We start from the raw sequence: 19,713 nt of genomic DNA on the forward strand, positions 1-19,713 counted from the left end.
CCACCGCCATGATGCTCGAAATTGAAAACCAGAAGGCCCTACTCACCATCGCCGCCCGGATGCTCGGGGTCGAACGCTTCGGCGCCGACGCGCAGGCGATCGGTGTGCGCCACCCCGACGAGGATCGCATCCGCGCGGTCATCGTTTTGAACCAATTTCACAATGGAACATGCCATATGTCGGTTGTTTCCGACCGGACGAAGGATTGGGCATTCCCCTCGATGTTCGAGCGCGTGGCGCGCTACGTGTTCGAGTTTCTGGACCAGAACCGCATGGTCGCGGTCATCGCAACCAGCCACATCGCCAGCCAGATCGCCGCGATCAAGGGCGGTTTTCAGATCGAGGCGCGTTTGCGTAATGGCGCGATGGACGGCGGAGATGCTATCTTATTCTCAATGACACGGGAAACGTGTCCATGGATTTCGAGCGGAGGCAGCGATGGCGAGCGCACCCAAACCTGACAAGAATATCGGCATCGCCGCCAAGAAGTCGGCGCAGACCGGCGAGCGGCACCAAGACTGGATGGAGAAGCAGGCGAAGATCACCAACGCCTGGGCCGCCGAGGACCGGGCGCGCTACAAGAACACCTTCATCCCGCTTCAGGACGAGCTGATCGCGGACGCGCAGGGATACGACACGCCCGAGCGCCGCGCCGCCGCCGCCGCGCAGGCCGAGGCCGACACCCAACAGCAGATCACGCTGGCCCGCCAACAGGAGGACCGGCGGCTTGCCGGAATGGGGGTCTCGCCCGACTCCGGTCGCGCCGACGCGACGGCGCAATCGCGCTCGGTTCAATCGGGTCTCGCCACGGCGGGCGCCCGCGAAATGGCCCGGCGTCAGGTCGAAACCGAGGGGCTGTCGCGCAAGGCCGCAGCCGTGAACATGGGGCAGGGGCTCGCCGTGAACCCCGGAACCTCTATCGGGCTCTCCAATGGTGCGGCATCGAGCGGCGCGAGCGCGGCCATGACCGGCTACGGCCAGCAGGGAAGCCTTCTCAATCAGGATTACCAGAACCGGATGCAGACCTATCAGGCCAACAGCGCGGGGATCGGCTCGCTTCTCGGTGGCATCGGGCGCATCGCCGGGGTCTTCGCGACCGGTGGGCTCGGCGCACCGCTCATGCTCTCGTCCAAGGAGGCCAAGACCGACAAGACGCCGGTCAGGGAAGGCGCGGCGCTGGAAGCGGTCAACGCCATGCCCGTCGAGGAATGGACCTACAAGCCCGGCATGGGCGACGAGGGACGCCACATCGGCCCCTATGCCGAGGACTTCGCCGATGCCACCGGCAAGGGCGATGGCCGCAGCATCGGGATCATCGACGCCGTGGGAGTCACCATGGCAGCGGTCAAGGACCTCTCCCGGAAGGTCGACCAGATGGAGAGGATGGCGGCATGAGCTTCGCGGCAGGCATCGGTGCGGCACTGAGCGGGTTTGCCGGTGCCGTCGAGGACAAGCAGGAGCGCGATCTTGAGAAAGAACGCCTAGAGGCGCGCAATGCGGGTGTCGTCACCGGCGATTTCACCGGCAACTATGGCACGCCCGGGGCGCCGGGACCGCAGACGCCCGGTCAGACGATCAACGCCGGGAAATACGGCGAGATCAACATCGCAGGCGACGGGATCACCACCGCCTCGAACATGCTCGCCCGCTACGAAGGGTTCAGTCACACGCCCTATTGGGACGTGAACGCCTATCGCGGTGGATACGGCTCGGACACGATCACGCGCGCTGACGGATCGGTCGTGCCGGTCGTGCAGGGGATGCACATCACCCGCGAGGACGCTGACCGCGACCGCCAGCGGCGCCTTCGCACCGAGTTCGCGCCCTCCGCGATCAAGGCCGTGGGCGAGGACACGTGGAACCGCCTCACGCCCGGCCAGCAGGGCGCCCTGCAATCTCTGGCCTACAATTACGGCGCCGGCGCGTGGTCCGGGAGCCTCGCGAACGTGGCCGCCGCCGTGCGCAGCGGTGACGTGGCCGCCGCGCAATCCGCGATCCAGGCGCTCGGCTCGCACAATGGCGGGGTCAACCGGGACCGGCGCAATTCCGAGGCCGCGATCTTCGGCATGGTGCCCGCCGCGCAGACGCAGCAGCCGCAACAGACCAACATCGTAGATTTCAACCGCAGGGCCGCCTATGGCCCCGCCATGATGATGGGCACGGGCGCGATCCCGCCCCAATCGTCCTGACAAGGGGGCTTCACCATGTCCATGTTCGCAAACGGCATCGGCGCCTTCATCGACGGCGCGTTTCAGGGTGTCGAGGACAGCCGCCGCTGGAAGCGCGAGAACAAGCAGGAAGAACGCGACGACATTCGGTTTGATCGCGAGCAGGAGAATTGGGATTGGGAGGACGAGAACCGCTCTCGCACCCGCGAGGATTGGGGCTGGCAGGACGAAACCCGCAACAACACCCGCAAGGACTGGAACGACAAGGACCAGCAGCGCGCCCGTGATGCCGCCGAGCGTGAGTTCTGGCGCGAGATCGCGGGCGGAGACGGCACCGGCGGCGACACCGACCCGGACACGCCCGCACGCCCGGCACAGGCGCCCGGAGGCGCCACCGCACCGGCCAGCGCACCGACGCCGCCCGCGCGCGTTGGTGTCGGCGCGGTCCCGCAGCGCCCGCAGGCCCCGGATGCACCCGCCCCGACCGCACCGCAGGCCGCACCGGCTCCGGCAGGGCGCCCGGCGGGCATTCCCGGCACGCCCATCGCTGCACCGGCCCCGACCGCGCCGAGTGCCCCGGCCCCGCGCCTCGATGTGAGCGGGATCCGCACGGTCGAGGATGCTGCCGCCGCCGGATTGCCGCCGATGCAGACCGGCGCGGAAACCGATGGCTATTGGGATGCCGCCGTGATGGGCGGTGATCAGAGCTACATGGTCGTGGGCGGTGCCCGCTATCCGCTCGACAGCATGAACACGCGCCGCTCCGGCGTGATCCCCGAGGCCGCGCCGACTCCGAGGATGCCCGACAGCGGCGCGGGCCAGCCGCCGATGCCCCGACAGCCAGCCCCGACCGTCGAGGTCCTGCCCACGACACCCAACACCAATGTCGATTCCATGGGCCGTGTCTTGGGGTTCGATTTCAACAACGATGTGCCGCAGGCGCCGACCTCCTACCAGGCGGAAGCCCCCGCGCAGCCTCCCGAGCCCGCCGCGCCCGTGTCCTATGGGCCGCCGCGCCGCACCGCGCCGACTGAGGCGGCACCGGTCCCGCGTCCGCAGGCGCCAGCCGCACCCGGATCCCCGGATCGCGCACCTATCGCGAGCCCCGATGCCGCGCCGGGCGAGATCGAACGCCCTTGGCACGCAATGCGCCGTGCGCGCGGTGGCGTGGACGGTCGCATGGTGGACCCCGAGACCAGCGAGCGGATGGCCGAGTTCACGCTCGGGCGCTGGATGGAGGACAAGAGCGAGGCGATCATCCGGCACTATCTGGAAACCGGCGACATCGACAAAGCGCGCCAGTTCGAGACCTTCCTCAAGGACGACAAGACGAAGGCGGGGATGCTCGGGTGGGCGGCGGCGCTCAATGCAGCCTCCATGGGCGATGATCGCGGGTTCGTGGAAGGGCTGACCAAGGCCTACAACTCCACCGGCTACTTCGATGACGGCTACGAGATCGTGCCCGCGCAATCTGGCCTCGATCGGGACCAGGGTGGAAACATCGTCGGCGCCACCGTCACGTTCAAGGACACGAAGAGCGGTCGCACGTTCAAGCAGGTCTTCGATGACGTGGAGGACATCTACGAGGCGGGCTTGGCCATGACCTCGCCCGAGCGCGTGTTCGAGGAAGGATGGACCCAGACCCAGAACGCCGAGGCCAAGCGCGAGGCCCTGCGCGAAGCCGCGGTGAAGGCCGGCGCCGATTCCGCGAGCCTTGAGACGATCCTTGAGGTGGGCAAATACCTTGGCGAGAACAGCCTTGAGTTCTCGCAACTGCCCGCCGAAGAGCAGCTTGCGCAGATCATCCAGTTCCTGAACGTGGCGAACGGCGCACGCGGCGGCGTCACCTCCGAAAACCCGGCAGCACCGCAAGTTCCGGTGATGCGCTAAGGGCGGTTCTCGCGCCGGTGCGGCTGTGCTATTCATGGTCGCACTGGTGTAGGACGCGCCTCGAAACCCCAAGAACGTGAGTGTTTCATGGCCGATAATGTCTTCGCACAGCGCCCTTCTGCCTTTCCTGAGACCAAAAGCCCCGAGCGCGGCACCGGACCCGGCCTGAACCCGGTCGAGCAGATCGCCGTGGACACCGGCGTGCCGGTCAACGTGCTGTTGGCCGCCGTGGAGCGTGCGGGACCTGATTTCGACCCAGAGAAGGTGGCGCGCAACACCGCGACGAGGCTGAAACCCTTCATCGACAAGGGCGCGGACCCGGAGACGGCCATTCGCCAGATGGTGGGCGACGATTACGCCGCCGGCGCACTCATCGACCACGCCAAGAAGATCGCAGCACAGAAATACCCGCTTCCCAAGGATGGTGGCGCGGCTGGACCGGCCCCGGATCAGGCGGCAGCGCCCAAGGATGCCGACAACCAGCCCGGTTTCATCGGCGATCTTGGCCGCCGCGTGGCCGGTGCGGTCGTCAGTTCCGGTGGCCACATGCTCGAAGCCACCGGGCGCGGTCTCGGCTATGACCGTCAGTTCGAGGGGGATTTTGACCCCGCGACCGGCGATGTGACCATGCGCGAGGTCGAGGCCGATCGGTTCGAGGACGTGGTGGCCGCCGCCGACCGGTGGCGCGGCGCCGGGCAGGCGATTTCCGACAGCGTGAGCGACCGGACCAAGGAAGCGCTTCAAGGCACCAACATCAGCGGCAACCTGTTCAAGCCGAGCACGTGGGATTTCGGCGATGCCCCGAGCGCGCGCGGGCTCGTGATGCTGGCCGGTGATGTTCTCGGCTCTCTCGCCCCGGTCGTGGCCGCGACCGTCGCCACCCGTGGCTCCGCCGCCGCCGGTATGGTCGCGGGCGGCTTGCAGGGTTCGGGCGCGGCATCTGACCAGGCGCGCGAGATCGTGGACGCCGCCGCCGCCGATGGCCGGTTGCAGGCGGAATCGTCCTACTACAAGGAAGCCATTGCCGGTGGAGCCTCGCCCGAAGAGGCGTTGCAGCTCACCCGCGAGGCCGCCGCGCGTGTCGCCGCCGAAATGACCATGCCGATCAGCATGTTTGGCGGTGCCGCAACCTCCAAGATCATGTCGGGCGCCGCCGGGAATGTTCTCGGCCAGAAGATCGGCGGCACCGTGGCCGGTCGCGTGGGCGCTGGCGTGGTCGCATCCGGGCTTGAGGAAGGCGTGCAGGAAGTCGCGGAGGGCGTTTCGGCGCGCGCGGCCACCAACATGGCGACCGGGCTCAATGAAGACGTGATGGACGGTTCGTTCGCCGATTTTGTCTTGGGTGCCATGGGCGGTGGCCCCGTGGGCGCGATTGGCGGGATCCGCAGGCCGGAGGAAGAAGCCCCCGGCACAGAACCAGCAGGACCCGGGCTCCCGGCTCCTGAACCAACTCTGGCGCTTCCCCCGCCAGATACCAGTGAGGGTTTGGTAGGTGGCCCTCAGGCGCCGGCCCCGACGCCCCCGACAGGTGGGCCTAACTCCACCCAACCTGGTGGACGGGACGTTGGAGTCGGCGCAACACCTACAGGGCCGCTTGGCCGCGCCATGCAGTCGGCACCGGCCCCGCTTCTCGATGACGTGCCGCTCGGTGCGCAGGTCTCGGTTCAGACCGAGGCCGGAGAGGTCGCGCGCGGGCGCATCGCCGCGAAGGACGCCGATAGCGTCATGCTGAAGAGCGATGACGGCATGGATTTCGCCATCCCCCGCGATCAGATCGAAAGCGGGCAGGTCCGGTTCACGCCCATGCAGCGGGATACCGAGATCACGTCAGACGTGCCCCCCCAAGGGGCGACAAAAGTGTCACCCCCCACGACGAAGCCCGCACCGCGTGAGCCCGACCCGGCCCCGGATCGCGATCAGCTAGAGCGCCGCCTCGCCATCATCGAAGATCAGGGCCGGTCGCGCGGCTGGACCGACGAGCGCATGAAATTGCGCGCCGACACCATGGCCGCGCTCGCGAAACTGGATGCGGAAGGCGCCACCGAGGGCACCATGGAGCCGCCGCAGGGCACGCCGGGCAGCGAATACAACGTGGTCGGGGATTTCGACGTGGAGGTCGAGGACGGCACCGGCCCGGGCAAGGTATCGGTGACGCGCGAAGGCCCGTGGGATTTCGAGGCCACGTTCCCATCGCCTGACCCGCAGAAACTCCTGGCTCTTGATGCAGAGGGGCGGCTCGATCCGACGATCCTTGACCCGGAGGCCGTGGCGACCTCGCTCATGGAGACCATGGGCGAAGCTTTCGGGCGCAGCTCTGAGGCCGCAGAATGGGCCGACGAGGCGAAACGCATCCGCGAGGGCGCCAAACCGTCCTTCAAGGTGAAGAAGGGCACGAGCCCCGAAGAGGCCGCCGAGATCGCCGCTGGCAACGCGCGTGAAGCCGTCAAGTGGCTTGAGGACATGGAGGGCGAGCTTCTGTCCATGTGGCCGGAGGAAGCCGTGCAGGCCATGGCCGACCGCCTTGGCGACATGGTGAAGCAGTCGCGCGCCGAGACCGAGACCGCGCCGACCGAGGCCAAGGCAGAACCGGCACCGAAGGCGCCCGCGCCCAAGGTGGAAGCGCCCGCCGCGCCCGTCGAGGCCGAGGATGATGCGGCGCCGGCCGCAGAGCCCAAGCCGCGTGCCAGCGGGCCGAAGTTCGGCGCCTTCAAGCTCGCCGACAACCTGCCCGACGACAGCTATCGCAAGCGGCAGGCGAAATTCACCGGCCCGGAACTCAGCGGCAGCGACACCGGTTACATGCTCGGTGAACTCGACAGCATGGCTCGCCGCGCCGCCGCGCATCTCTACGAGCGCGGCAAGGAGCCCCGCGACATCAACAAGGGCCGGAACATCTACGAGCAGGGGTTCGCGGAGATCGCGCAAATCACCGATCTTGCCGAGCGCATCCTCGATGCCGCGCCGAAAGATGGAAACTTCGACCAAGAGGACGAGACCGCCGCCGCGCTTCTCGAAGAGTTTGACAACCTGCGCGACGATTTCGAGGGCCACGGCTTTCCGATCAACGAGACGGACACCGCGCAGGGTGAACCCTCCTGGAACCCGGACACGCCGACGCCGGAAATGCCCGCCGCCGAGATTTTCCCGCCGCTCAAGTCCACGGTGGCAATCGACACGCGCCTGAAGAAAGAGGGTTTCATCCCGCAAGAGGATGCCGACGCGCTGGTCGCATCGTGGAAGGAGACCGCCCAACGCATCGGCGACGAGGTGGACAACTCCAAGAAGGTCGTGGTCAGCCTGTTCGACTACACCGGATCGTGGGCGCAGCCGTGGCGTGATGCCGGCTACCGCGTGATCCAGCACGACATCAAGGCGGGAGCCAACGTCCTCACCGATCAGTGGATCTACGATCAGATCACCGAGGCCCGGCAATCCGGGTTCGAGGTCGTGGGCGTGTTGAGCGCCTGCCCCTGCACCACGTTCGCGGGCTCTGGTGCGCGCTGGTGGGAGGAATTGCATGACGTGGAGAGCCCCGACGCCGTGGCGAAGGTGTTTGGCTCCGGCGCACTCGCCTCGGGCGCAAAGAGCCCGGTCGAGTATAACGTCATGCTCTACGAGGCCACGCGGGACGTGATCGCGGCTGCGGCGCCGACGCGGTTCCATGTGTTGGAAAACCCCATCGGGCGCATTCAGGAGAAAACCGGCCTGTCCAAGCCCGCCGTGCGGCTGCACCCGCACAACTTCGGTGACGCCTACACCAAGCGCACCCAATTGTTCGGGACTATGAAAACAGACCTGCCGACCGCCAACGTGGAGCCGGTAGACGGGTCCAAGATGCAGTCGCAGATGCGCGGCGACGACCCCATGGGCAAGGAAAACCGCTCCAAGACCCCCGAGGGCTTCGCCTATGCCTTCTTCATGGCCAACGACCCGACCGCACGGAAGGAACTCGGCAAACCGATCGACCTGCCGTCGAAGGCCAAGACCGAGACCCCGCGCGCCAAGCCCGCGACCATGGAAGAGCCCAAGAGCCAGGGTGACTTGTTCGGAAAGGATAAGGCCGCTGCGGATATGGAGCGCGAAGAGAATGCGCGGCGTGCGTTTGGTCGCATCGGCGGGATGCTGGAAGGCGGATACCTCGCCGACATCAAGGAGGAAGTCGCGGGCTTCTTCATCACCGGCCACAAGGGGCGCGCGGGCGGCCACCTCGACGTGATGGACCGGGACACCGGCGAAATCATGGGCAAGGTGCGTGCCGACGCGCCGACCGGCGTCATTCTCTCGAAACTGCGCCAGCTCACCGGCCAGCAGAAGGCCCCGGCGCCGATCGCGCCGAAGATGAAAGAGGACGTGGTGCCGACCGCCACCGATGTGCGAAAAGCCGCAGCCGAGACGGTGAAAGACCCGTCTCCGGCGCAGGCCGAGGCGGAAAACTACAAGACGGGGAAGATTGGCTGGCGCGGGCTCACGCTGTCGATCGAGAACGCCAAGGGCTCCATGCGCCGCAAGATCGGCCCGGACGGGGAAACCGCGTGGGAGGTGAAGATGCCCGCCCACTACGGGCGCATCCTCGGCACCGAGGGCGCGGACGGCGATCATGTGGACTTCTACATGGGCGACGATCCGAAGGCCGAGCGCGCTTTTGTCATCGACCAGGTGGACGCTGAGACCGGCAAATTCGATGAACACAAGGTCATGCTCGGGTTCGCGACCGAGGCCGACGCCCGGGCCGCCTATGAGGCCGGGTTCTCGGATGGGAAGGGTAAGGACCGTCTGGGCGGTCTCACCGCCATGAGCGTGGCGGATTTCGGCGCGCTGATCGCCGACCCCGCCAAGTGGAAGAAGCCGTTGAGGGCGAAGGCCGAGAAGCCCAAGGCAGAGCCGAAGGATGCGGCGCCGGACAAGGATGGGGCTGAATACGATGCGCTCGCCGGTGACGGCGATGCGTGGAAGGCGGCTGTCCGCGATCTGCGCAAAGGCTCCACGATCCAGATCGGCAGGATGGCCTATAGGCTGGTCAACGCGAAGGAGTATGTCGCCGAATACCGCAATGGGAACGGATCGTGGCAGCGCATTCGCGGCGAGAAGAAGCAGACCGATGCTCTGCAAGCGTTCAAGCGTGTGTTCACCGGCATGGCGAATCGCGGAATCCGCAACACGGTCGAGGCGTTCACTGCGCCCGCGTCGGCCCGTGATAAGAAGGTCGTCACCAGCAAGGACTACGACCGTTCCGAGATCGAGGATTGGGTGGCCAGTGGCGAAGCCGTAACGATTGGCGATGTCACCATCTTCTACAAGGCCGCGCTGCCTGATCGCGGGCGGATTTCCATGGCGGTGTCCTACAACACGCCCACTTGGAGTTCGGATCGCACGTCCATCGACCTCGACCGCGACAGCGGCGTGATCGCCTATGCCTCTCCCTCGCAGCTTCACGAGTCGATCGAGGAAGCCTTGCGGGATCAAAAGTCGATCAAGAAAGATACGCCGGCTGAAACCAATGGTGAGTTCGCCGGCCCGCGCGTTTTGGTCAACTATGTCGGCCCGGATGGGAAAACCGATCAAGAACGCGGGCGCAAGCTCACCGACGAGGAACGCGCCGAGTTCACGCGCCAGAACGCCGAGAAAGCCAAGGGCGGCAAGGCCGAGCCCAAGACCAAGAAGCGCGACGACTACATGGCGGGCGTTTCCGAATTGGAACTGATGATCGGCGGCGACCCGAAGGCACGACAGGACAAGCTGAACAAGGGATATGCTGACGCGAAAGCCGCCGTCAGCGCGGTTCAGGAAACGATGCCACGCGGCCATCGACTGCACGTTAAGGCCATCGGCGTTCTACAGCACATTGAGACCACGGGGGATGGAAAGACCAAGACGACGGAGCATTTCACTACCGCTGGCGACAACCTTGAGCGTGCGGGTGAAATATTCCGCGAAATAGCGCAGGAGATCGCCGACCGGGTGAACGGTGCGCAGGCCCAGAAGGGATGGAAGGGCAATAAGGGGCTTTCCCTGTTCAAGCAGGCATGGGCCAACAACTTGGAGCGCGGCGATGGGGCCGGAGACCTGCGTGGCTCGATGTTCCCGGAACTGGCAGACTATGCGGATTGGCTCGCGGCACGCAGCGATGCTGAACTGGACCGGCTCGCCCCGCAATTCAAGGACGACATGAACCCTTTCCACGGGGCCACGCACCTTGGAAACGGCGGGCTTGAAGAGACGCAAGCCTTGTTCCGTGAGGCGGGCATCCCGTTCTTTGGAGTGGAAGAACCCGGCGAGGTTACAGCAAAACCGGCAAAACCGGCAAAACCCGCCTACGGCGCCGACAACAAGCTCGTCTCCACCGACCGGGCCGCCGAACTGCGCGCGCGGCTCATGGACAAACTGAAGAACCAGACCAACGCGGGCATTGACCCGGAAATCCTCGCCCTCGGCGCGGAACTGGCCGTGTTCCACATCGAGGCCGGTGCGCGCCGGTTCATCGACATGGCCCGGGCGATCTCGGGCGATCTGAGCACCACGCCCAAGGCGCTGAAACCTTATCTGCGGTCCTGGTATAACGGCGCGCGCGACATGATGGAGGACAGCGACGTGTCCGTTGAGGGCATGGACAGCGCCGAGACCGTGCGCACGATCCTTCAGTCTGGCGCTATCGACGGGCTTGAGGCTGGAAAACTGCCAGAGGAAGGCCTATCTTCCATGCAGGAAAGCGTGGATGAGGATTCCGGCGATGATAACCGAGCTGATGCAGGCGATGGTGGACAAGGCCCCGGCGAAGGCGCGGGCGATCCAGAAGCGCGGCCCCGGGAAGCTGGAAGCCTACGCCAAGATGATCGCGACACAGGCGCGGACGGAGATCGAGACGCAGAACGTGCCGGAGACGGACCCGGCGCGGATGCAGATGGTCAGGGAGCGGGCGATGGCGCTGGCTCTGGAAACCGCGCTGGCCGACGAGTAACCCCACAAGATCACGTCATCGAACGCGGCGCGTTGGAAGTCAGCGGCGGCGAGAAAACCCGCGCGCGCAATTCCGTGGCCGCCATTCGTCTGGCGAAGGAGATCGAGGCCGAGGGGCGTGTCGCCTCGCCGGAAGAGCGCGCCACGATTGCGCTCTACGGCGGCGCGGGCACGTTGGCTCCGGCTCTCCCGCGTGACGATGGGTCGATCCGGTTCGAGGACGTTCACGCGGACATCAAGGACCTTCTGACCGACGAGGAATACGCCACCCTCTCGCGCACGAGCCAATACGCCTTCTACACGGCTGAACCGGTCTTGCGCGGCATGTGGACGCTCGCGCAGCGTCTCGGTTTCGAGGGCGGGCGCGTGTTCGAGCCCGGCATGGGCGTCGGCGGCTTCGCAGGCACGGTCCCGGCGGCCATTCGCGCCGATACGCGCTATCGCGGGATCGAGCTTGATCATGTGACCGCGCTGATCGCCAAGACGCTCTATCCGCGCTCCGAAATCGCACAGGGCGATTTCATCACCATGGCACCGCCGCGCGACTACTACGACATGGTGATCGGCAACCCGCCGTTCTCCGGCACCCGCATCGAGGCTGACCCGGCATATCCGCAGAAGTTCCTGATGCACGACTACTTCTTTGCGAAGTCGCTCGACAGCGTGCGCCCGGGCGGGCTTCTCATGTTCGTCACCAGCGCCGGGACCATGAACAAGGCCGATACCAAGGCTCGCGACTATCTGGCTGACCGCGCCGATCTGGTGGGGGCCATCCGCCTGCCCAACACCGCGTTCAAGGAGAACGGCACCGAGGTCACGACCGACATCATCATCCTGCGCAAGCGCCTTGAGGGTGAGGCCGAGGTCGATCCCTCTTGGCGCAAGGCTCCGGTCGTCACGCTCCCCGACCGGGACGGTGGCGAGGGACAGGCCACGGTGAACCAGTATTTCATCGACCACCCGGAAATGATCCTTGGCGAGCAGGGGCTATACGAGAAACTGGCGGCTGGACCGCGTGTGGGCGTGCGCGCGCTACCCGGCGCGGACATTCGCAAGCAGATCGCCGAGGTCATCGAGCGGTTCCCGAGCCAGATCATGAGCGAGCGCACCGCCGAGCAGAAACTCGACGCCCGCGACGGCTCCGCGACCGAAACCAAGACCGGCGGCTACTACATCAAGGACGGTCAGCTCTGGCAGTTCGATGGAAACGCCGGGGTGAAGGTCGAGGCTCGCGCCAAAGGCAAGACCGGCAAGACCAAGGCCGCGATTGACCGGATCATGGGGCTGGTCCCGATCAAGATGGCGTTGCGCGATGTCTACGCCGCCGATGTGGCGGGCAAGGACTCGTCGGAAGCGCGCAAGCGGCTCAACGACACCTATGATGCCTTCGTCAAGAAGTTCGGGCCGATCAACCAACAGGTTCGCAGCGAACGCCGCCCGAGCCGGGTTCAGATGGAAACGCTCCGGCAGCGGGCGCGCGAGGACGCGCGTTCCGCTGGTGAGGACTTCGACATCGGCTCTTTCGACGCTCAACCCCTGTTCGATGAGCAAGGGAAGTCCATGGCGGAAGTGGCGGCCGCACGTGAAGAGGCGAGAAACCAGCCGGGCTATCGCGAGGGCGATTTCAACCCGGACGCGGCGCCTGCCAACATCATCGTGACCCGCCCGAACCTTGACCCCTTCATGGAAGATCAGGACGGCTATCGCCTTCTCGCCATCGAGCATTATGACGAGGTGACGGACACCGCGAAGAAAGGCCCGGTGTTCCGCGAGAATGTGGTCACGAAGTCGGTGACGCCAAAGATCAATTCGCCCGAGGACGCGCTCCTGTTCACCCTGGCGGAGTTCGGGCGCGTCGATCTTGAGAAGATCGCCCATTATGCGAAGTCCGATGTTCCGACCGTCCAGAAGGAGCTTGCCGGCAAGGTGTTCCGCGATCCGACGACGCGCGAATGGCAGACCCGGGCCAAATATCTCTCCGGCAACGTGCGCGAGAAGCTGGATGCGGCACGCGCCGCCGCCAAGACCAACCCCGCCTATGAGGGCAACGTCACCGAGCTTGAGGCCATTCAGCCTGACCCGATCCCGGGCGAGCAGATCACGGTGCCGATCGGTGCGCACTGGTTCGATGCCGGTATCTACAGCCAGTTCGCGGAACACCTTGGCCTGCGCCTGACCGCGACATTCAAGCCCGCGCTCGGCACGTGGGTCGTGGACGGTTCGGAAGCCGGGGCCAAGGCGACGAGCGACTACGGCACCGAGGACCTGCCGTTCGCGAAGCTCATGCGCAAGGTGATGAACAACCAGCCGCTCAAGGTCACGCGAACAGCCAAGAACCCGGATGGGTCCACGACGAGCTTTACGGACGAGACCGCGACACAGGCGGCCACCGACAAGGCGCGCGAAATGCGGGACCTGTTCCGCGATTGGCTCTGGTCGGACGAGGCACGCAAAGCGGACCTTGAGGACACCTACAACCGGAAGTTCAACGGCGATGTGGCCCCGTCCTTCGATGGGGGCTATCTCACCACGCCGGGGATCAACACCGCATGGCAATGGCGCCCGCATCAGTCTGCGGTGATCGCCCGCATCCTTCAGGACGGCAACACCTACATGGCGCACACGGTCGGGGCCGGTAAGACCAGCGCTGCGATTGGCGCGACCATGGAGGCGCGGCGTCTCGGGCTCTGGAAGAAGCCCATGATCGTGGTGCCAAACCACATGCTGGTGCAGTTCACCAAGGAGTTCTACGAGCAATACCCGCTCGCGAAGATCGCGGTGGCCGACGAGCAGCGGTTCCATACCAGCCGGCGCAAGGCGTTCGTCGCCGACATCGCGCTCAACGATTACGATGCGGTCATCATCACGCACAGCGCGTTCGAGAAAATCCCGTCGAGCGAACAGGCGCGCGCCGCCGCCGTCGCGGACTTCCTGTCCGACATTCGCGAACTTCTTGAGCAGGGCGGCAGCGGCGACCGGAACGCGGATATGGCGACGGAACGCTCGATCCTCTATGCGCTCACCTCCATCGCGAAGGCCGCCGGCGTGCCGGTCAATTCCATCGTGAAGGAGAAGGGGCGCAGCACGCGCAAGAAGATCGAGCAAATCCTCGAGCAAGCCGAGCAGCGCGTCACCCGGCAGGTTTCGACAGCGAACCGGGATCAGGTGGTCGACTTCGAGGAAATCGGCGTCGATGCCCTGATCGTGGATGAGGTCCATGAGTTCCGCAAACTGTCGTTTGCCACCAGCATGGGCTCCATCAAGGGCGTGGATGCCGCTGGCTCCGACAAGTCGATGGACCTCTTCGTGAAGACCAGGAGCGTGGAGGCCAAGAACCCCGGGCGCGGGCTCGTCTTCATGTCGGGCACGCCGATCACCAACACCATGGCCGAACTGTTCTCCATCAGCCGGTTCCTTCAGCCGCAGGAGCTTCGCCGCCGTGGTGTCGCGTCCTTCGATGCCTGGGCGGCCACGTTCGGAGAGGTTGCCGAGGACTTGGAGCAGGAGCCCGATGGGTCCTACAAGTCGGTGGCGCGCTTCGCCCGGTTCGTGAACACGCCGGAACTGTCGCTGATGGTGCGGCAGGTCATGGACGTGGTGTCGTCGCACGACCTCGACCAGTATGTGACCCGTCCCGCGCTGAAAGGCGGGTCCCGCAATCTGGTCGTTGTCCCGGCGGGACCGGAAGCCAAGGCTTATCAGGAGCAGCTTCGCGCCCGGATGGAGAAGATCAAGAACCACAAGGGACCGCGCCAGAAGGGTGACGACATTCTCTTGAACGTCATCGGCGATGGGCGGCTCGCGGCGATCGACATGCGCCTTGTCGATGAAAACGCCACCGGCACCGGGTCGAAACTCAGCGAGATGGTGGAGGCGATCTATCGCGAGTGGGAGGACGGCAAGAACGTTCCATTCTACGGCGTGAAGCCCGAGGGCGGTTACACGGACGAGCCGGTATCCCATGGCCCGGCCACGCAGATCGTGTTCTCGACGCTCGGGGTGAACCCGACCAAGCACAACCCGGGTTTCAGCGTCCACCGCTTCATTCGCAGCGAACTGATCCGCCGTGGCGTGCCCGCGAACGAGATCATTGTGGCCGACGAATTGAACTCGCACGCGAAGAAGCAGCGGGCGTTCAACGACATGAACGAGGGCAAGCGGCGCATCCTCATCGGCTCGCGAACCCTGTTCACAGGCGTGAACGCGCAACGGCGCCTGCGCGCGATCCACAACCTCGATCCGCTCTGGTTCCCCGCCGACGACGAGCAGCGCAATGGGCGCGGCATCCGCCAAGGCAACATGAACCGCGAGATCGCGATCAACGACTATTCGACCAAGGGCACCTACGACTCGACCATGTGGCAGATGATGGGCCGGAAGGGCGCGTTCATCGAAGGGTTCTTCCGTGGCGATCCGAACGTGCGCGACATCGAGGACATTGGCGAGGCCAGCGTGTTCGAGCAGGCAAAGGCACTCACGACCTCTGACCCGCGCGTGCTTCAGCTCACCGAATTGAAGGGGCAGCGCGACCAACTCAAGCGCCGTGCCGATGCCGTGGACCGGCAGCGGTCGCGCCTTGACGGGCGCATCCGGTCGAGCCGCCGTTCCATCGAGTTCCTGACCAGCGAAATCGAAGCGTGGCAGGCCGCCGCCGAGAAGGTGGTTGACCTCAAGGGCAAGAATTTCACCGCCCGTGTCGGTTCCGTGGAGACGACCGAGCGCGTCGAGTTTGGCCGAATGCTGATCGACCTGGCTGATGATGCCTTAGCCGCTGGTGTGGCGGCACGGCAGAAGGTCGTGGCGAAGATCAGCGGATTTGACGTTCTCATGAACACGTCCATCGCCGCGCAGTCGGTGGATTTCGACCTCAGGGCATTCAGCGACGAGAACATCGAGGCCGGTTGGTCCGATGATCCGGTCGGGCTGTCGCGGCGGCTTGAGAACGCCGTCGCCGCCATCGCGGAGGCGCCTGCGCGCATCCAACGTGACATCGCTCGCTCCGAGGCGACGGTGAAGGAGTCGACCGAGGCACTGGCGCGCGTGAAACCCTTTGAGGACAGCGACAAGCTCGCCGAAATCGAGGTTCAGATCGCCGAGATCGAGGGCGCGCTCATCTCCGATCACAAGAAGGATGACGACAGCAAGGAAATGGCCGCTGACGGCTGGACGGAAATCGAGGCGGAGGACGCGCCGGATCCGCGGTTGATCCAGATGGCGGTGAACAACGAAATGCGCGCCCATGGCATCAAGGGGCGTGTCCCGGCAAGGGTCGTGGCCGAAATCCTGTCCACGCGCACGGGCACGCCCATTCCCGGCGTGTTCTCCACGCGCACCGGCATCGAGATCAGCGCGGGCAGCGGGTTTGACCCGACCTCGATCCTGCATCACGAAATCATCCATGCCCTGCGGTCCTCGCAACTCTGGGGCCGGGATTATGGCCTGTTCGACCAGAACGAATGGCGGGCTCTGACCCGGGCGGCGCGGGCCGATGCGGAAATCATGGCGTGGGTGAACCAGTATTATCCGACGCTCTCGACGGCGGCGAAGAACGAGGAAGCCGTGGCGGAACTCTATCGGCGCTGGCGTGCGGGCGGCGGATACGAGGCGCGCAACGGCGAACGGCTGTCGGGGATCATGGACAAGATTTCGCGCTTCTTCACGGCGCTGGCCTCTGCCCTGAGGGGCGAGGGCTTCCACAGCCATGCCGACATCATGGACCGGATCGCACGCGGCGACGTGGGCAAGCGCGCCCGCGACGATTCCGGGCGGTTTGCCATGGCTGGTGCCCGTGAAATGGCGGCGTTCACGGATGCGGCTCCCGCGAAAAGCGATGCGGCCTACGCCAAGAAAGAGCGCACGCTGATCTCGAACCTTCTCACCCAGGCGATGAATGGCCGTGGCGGGGTTCTGGCACTGGTGCCGGGCCGTCCGCTCTACGAAGAGCTTGGCCGCAACATCGGATCGGCAAAGCGGTATCTTCGGCTCAAGGAGCGCATGGATAAGGTGCGCAACGAATGGCATGAGCGCACCGACGAGGTGGCGAAGTCGTGGCGCAAGGTCATGGTCAAGGACAGAGCCGCCAACGAGGCGATGATGAACCTCATGCACGAGGCCACCATCGCGGGCGTTGACCCGTCGCGCCCGTTCCTGCCTCTGGGCGCGGCCACGGACCTCGATGCGTTCTTTGCGCCCGATGAAGGCGAATACGGGTTTGGGGCCACCGAGCGCCTGCGCGCGATCAACGAGCGCCGTTTCGCGGCATGGCAGGAGATGAAGCCGAAATGGAACGCTCTGCCCGCCGAGTTCAAGGACGTGTTCCGCAAGGTGCGGGGCGAGCACAAGGCGATGGGCGATGCCTTCGAGGCCGCCATCATCGAGAATGTGCAGAAGTCCATGGAGATCGGCCTCGATCGGGCCAAGGACAAGTATGAGAAGGCGATCAAGGAAATCGCCGACATGGGCCTTCGCGGCGCGGCGCTGTCCGAGGCGACCGACGCGGCCAAGCAGGAACTCAAGGCGGCGGAAATGCGCCACGGCTGGAACAAGGCCGCGCGGATCAAGCAACTGCGGTCGATCTTCGAGACCCAGAAGGTGCCCGAGCCCTATTTCCCGCTCATGCGCTTCGGCAACTTCTTCGTCACGGTGCGCGATGCCGAGGGCCGGGTCCTGTCGTTCTCGAAATACGAGACCGAGCGCGAGCAGCAGAAGGCGGCCAAGGAAGCGGCCAAGGAGCGCGGTGTCAACGTGACCACGGGTGTCATTGATGAGGACGCGGATTTCCGGGACCAGGTGGACCCGTCTTTCGTGGCCGACATTGATGAAATCCTCGGTGACGCCATCGTTGACCCGGGCGTGATGGATGCGATCTGGCAGCGGTGGCTGATGACCCTGCCGGATATGAGCGTGCGCAAGTCGCGGATCCACCGCAAGGGCACCGCCGGCTATTCCGGGGATGCGTTCCGCGCCTATGCCCGCGCGCTCTTCCATGGCTCTCACCAGCTCGCCCGCCTGAAATACGCGGTCGAGATGGAGCGCGAGCTTGAGAAGGCGGAGACCGAAGCGGCGCGGTCGAGTGATCCGAACCGCAATGGCCTGATCGTGGCGGAGATGAAGCGTCGGCACGACCACGTGATGAACCCGGGCGGCTCGCCCATCGCCCAGAAGGCGACGAGCGCGGCCTTCGTCTACTACCTCGGGATCACGCCGTCTGCGGCCATGGTCAACCTCACGCAGACCACGGTCGTTGGCACGCCGATCCTCGGGGCCGCGTTCGAGAAGGGCGGGCTCACCCGCGCCGGAGCCGAGCTTTCCAAGGCTCTGGCCGACTTCACGCGCGGCAAGGGCAAGGCCGAACGTTCGGCACGGCTCACCGGCGATGAGAAGGCGGCGATGCGGGCGGCCTATGATCAAGGGATTGTCGATGCGTCCCAGGCGCACGACCTCGCGGGGATTTCCGAAACCGGGACCGAATACCAGGTGGGCTGGCGCCGGGCCATGGAAGTGATTTCGTTCTCGTTCCACCACGCCGAGCGCCTGAACCGTGAGGTGACGTTCCTCGCCGCCTACCGCATGGCGCGCAAGAACGGCTACGCACATGACAGCGCGATCCAGAAGGCGGGCGAACTCACCTACAAGACGCACTTCGACTACCAGAACACCAGCCGGCCCCGGCTGATGCAGAACGATTGGCTGCGCGTGTTCATGGTGTTCCGCAACTTCCAGATCAACATGCTCTGGCGCCTGTTCCGGGACGTGCATCAGGCCACGCAGGGAGACAGCCCGGAGGTGCGGCGCGAGGCGCGCGCTCAACTGATCGGCATCACAACGTCGATGTTCCTGCACGCGGGCGTGCGCGGCGTCTGGGGCTATTCGCTGATCCTGACCATGATGAGCATGTTGGGGCTCGGCGAGAAGGACGAGATCGAGGAAGAGATCAAGGGCGCGCTCTACAAACTGTTCGGGCGGCACGTCGCGGGCATGATGTTCAACGGCATCCCCGGGCACATGCTCGGGATCGACCTTTCGTCGCGGATCGGTATGCCGGAACTGTGGTTCCGGTCGAGCGATCGGATGCTCGAAGGGCAGGACGTTTACGCGCACTGGCTCGAGCAGCTTGTCGGCGCGGTCCCGGCCATTGGCTCGAACGTGATCAAGGGCGTGCAGTTTATCAGCGAGGGCGAAGTCTACCGGGGCATCGAGGCCGTCGCGCCCAAGGCGATCCGCGATCTCATGGTCGCGGGGCGCTATTGGTCGGAGGGCGTGCAGGCCTATTCCGGCTATGAGGTCTTGCCCGAGGTTTCGCCGCGCGAGGCGATCACCAAGGCGCTTGGTTTCAGCCCCGCTAGGGTGTCGGAGCGCTATCGGGTCAACAACCATCTGGTGAACTCCGAAAAGCGTATCGACGGGCGGCGCGACCGGCTCCTTGCGGACGCGCGCCAGGCGCTTATGGACGGCAAGCCGATTTCGCAGCGCACGCTGGACAAGATCATGGAGTTCAACCGCGACTACCCGGAATGGATGATCACGGCGAAGTCGATCCGGCAGTCGCTCGCGTCCAAGCAGCGGTATGAGGGCCAGCGCGAGGGCGGTGTGAGGATCAATCCGAAGATCGAGCGGCGCGTGCGCGAGGGTGTGGCGCCCATGATCTACGACTGAGGCAAGGGATAGCGAGACCCCCGGTTACGTGCTACAAGAGCGGAAA

5 protein-coding genes are annotated in these 19,713 nt (G+C 65.4%); all 5 read left to right on the forward strand.

Annotation, left to right across the window (positions count from 1 at the left end; translation table 11 throughout):
* Nucleotides 1-8: 8 nt before the first annotated feature.
* The 5 genes from KJP29_RS07225 to KJP29_RS07245 all read left to right on the forward strand — a co-directional run bounded on the left by KJP29_RS07225 (nucleotide 9) and on the right by KJP29_RS07245 (nucleotide 19,667).
* Nucleotides 9-461 (forward strand): GNAT family N-acetyltransferase, encoded by a 453-nt coding sequence (locus tag KJP29_RS07225; RefSeq protein ID WP_218462888.1) that lies wholly within the window; start codon nucleotides 9-11, stop codon nucleotides 459-461.
* Entirely contained in the window at nucleotides 439-1,395 is a 957-nt protein-coding gene (locus tag KJP29_RS07230; protein ID WP_218462889.1) for a tail fiber domain-containing protein, read from the forward strand. Before KJP29_RS07225 ends, KJP29_RS07230 begins: the two co-directional genes overlap by 23 nt.
* Nucleotides 1,392-2,189: a lysozyme gene (locus KJP29_RS07235; protein ID WP_218462890.1), complete on the forward strand. Its 798-nt coding sequence runs from the start codon at nucleotides 1,392-1,394 to the stop codon at nucleotides 2,187-2,189. The genes KJP29_RS07230 and KJP29_RS07235 overlap by 4 nt, the downstream gene beginning before the upstream one ends.
* A gap of 15 nt (nucleotides 2,190-2,204) precedes the next feature.
* The gene (locus KJP29_RS07240; protein WP_218462891.1) at nucleotides 2,205-4,058 is read left to right on the forward strand and encodes a hypothetical protein; all 1,854 of its coding nucleotides are present in this window, start codon (nucleotides 2,205-2,207) and stop codon (nucleotides 4,056-4,058) included.
* A gap of 87 nt (nucleotides 4,059-4,145) precedes the next feature.
* Nucleotides 4,146-19,667 carry a PLxRFG domain-containing protein gene (locus KJP29_RS07245; protein WP_218462892.1) on the forward strand — a complete coding sequence of 5,174 codons (15,522 nt, stop codon included), beginning with the start codon at nucleotides 4,146-4,148 and terminating at the stop codon, nucleotides 19,665-19,667.
* Nucleotides 19,668-19,713 lie beyond the last annotated feature (46 nt).

The organism is Maritimibacter sp. DP1N21-5, assembly GCF_019218295.1.
In the GTDB taxonomy this organism is placed as follows: Bacteria; Pseudomonadota; Alphaproteobacteria; order Rhodobacterales; family Rhodobacteraceae; genus Maritimibacter.

What these genes read in the sequence shown, in the direction of transcription:
- KJP29_RS07245 (WP_218462892.1), top strand. Translation starts at nt 4,146, where the DNA reads ATGGCCGATAATGTCTTCGCACAGCGCCCTTCTGCCTTTCCTGAGACC.
- KJP29_RS07235 (WP_218462890.1), top strand. Translation starts at nt 1,392, where the DNA reads ATGAGCTTCGCGGCAGGCATCGGTGCGGCACTGAGCGGGTTTGCCGGT.
- KJP29_RS07240 (WP_218462891.1), top strand. Translation starts at nt 2,205, where the DNA reads ATGTCCATGTTCGCAAACGGCATCGGCGCCTTCATCGACGGCGCGTTT.
- KJP29_RS07230 (WP_218462889.1), top strand. Translation starts at nt 439, where the DNA reads ATGGCGAGCGCACCCAAACCTGACAAGAATATCGGCATCGCCGCCAAG.
- KJP29_RS07225 (WP_218462888.1), top strand. Translation starts at nt 9, where the DNA reads ATGATGCTCGAAATTGAAAACCAGAAGGCCCTACTCACCATCGCCGCC.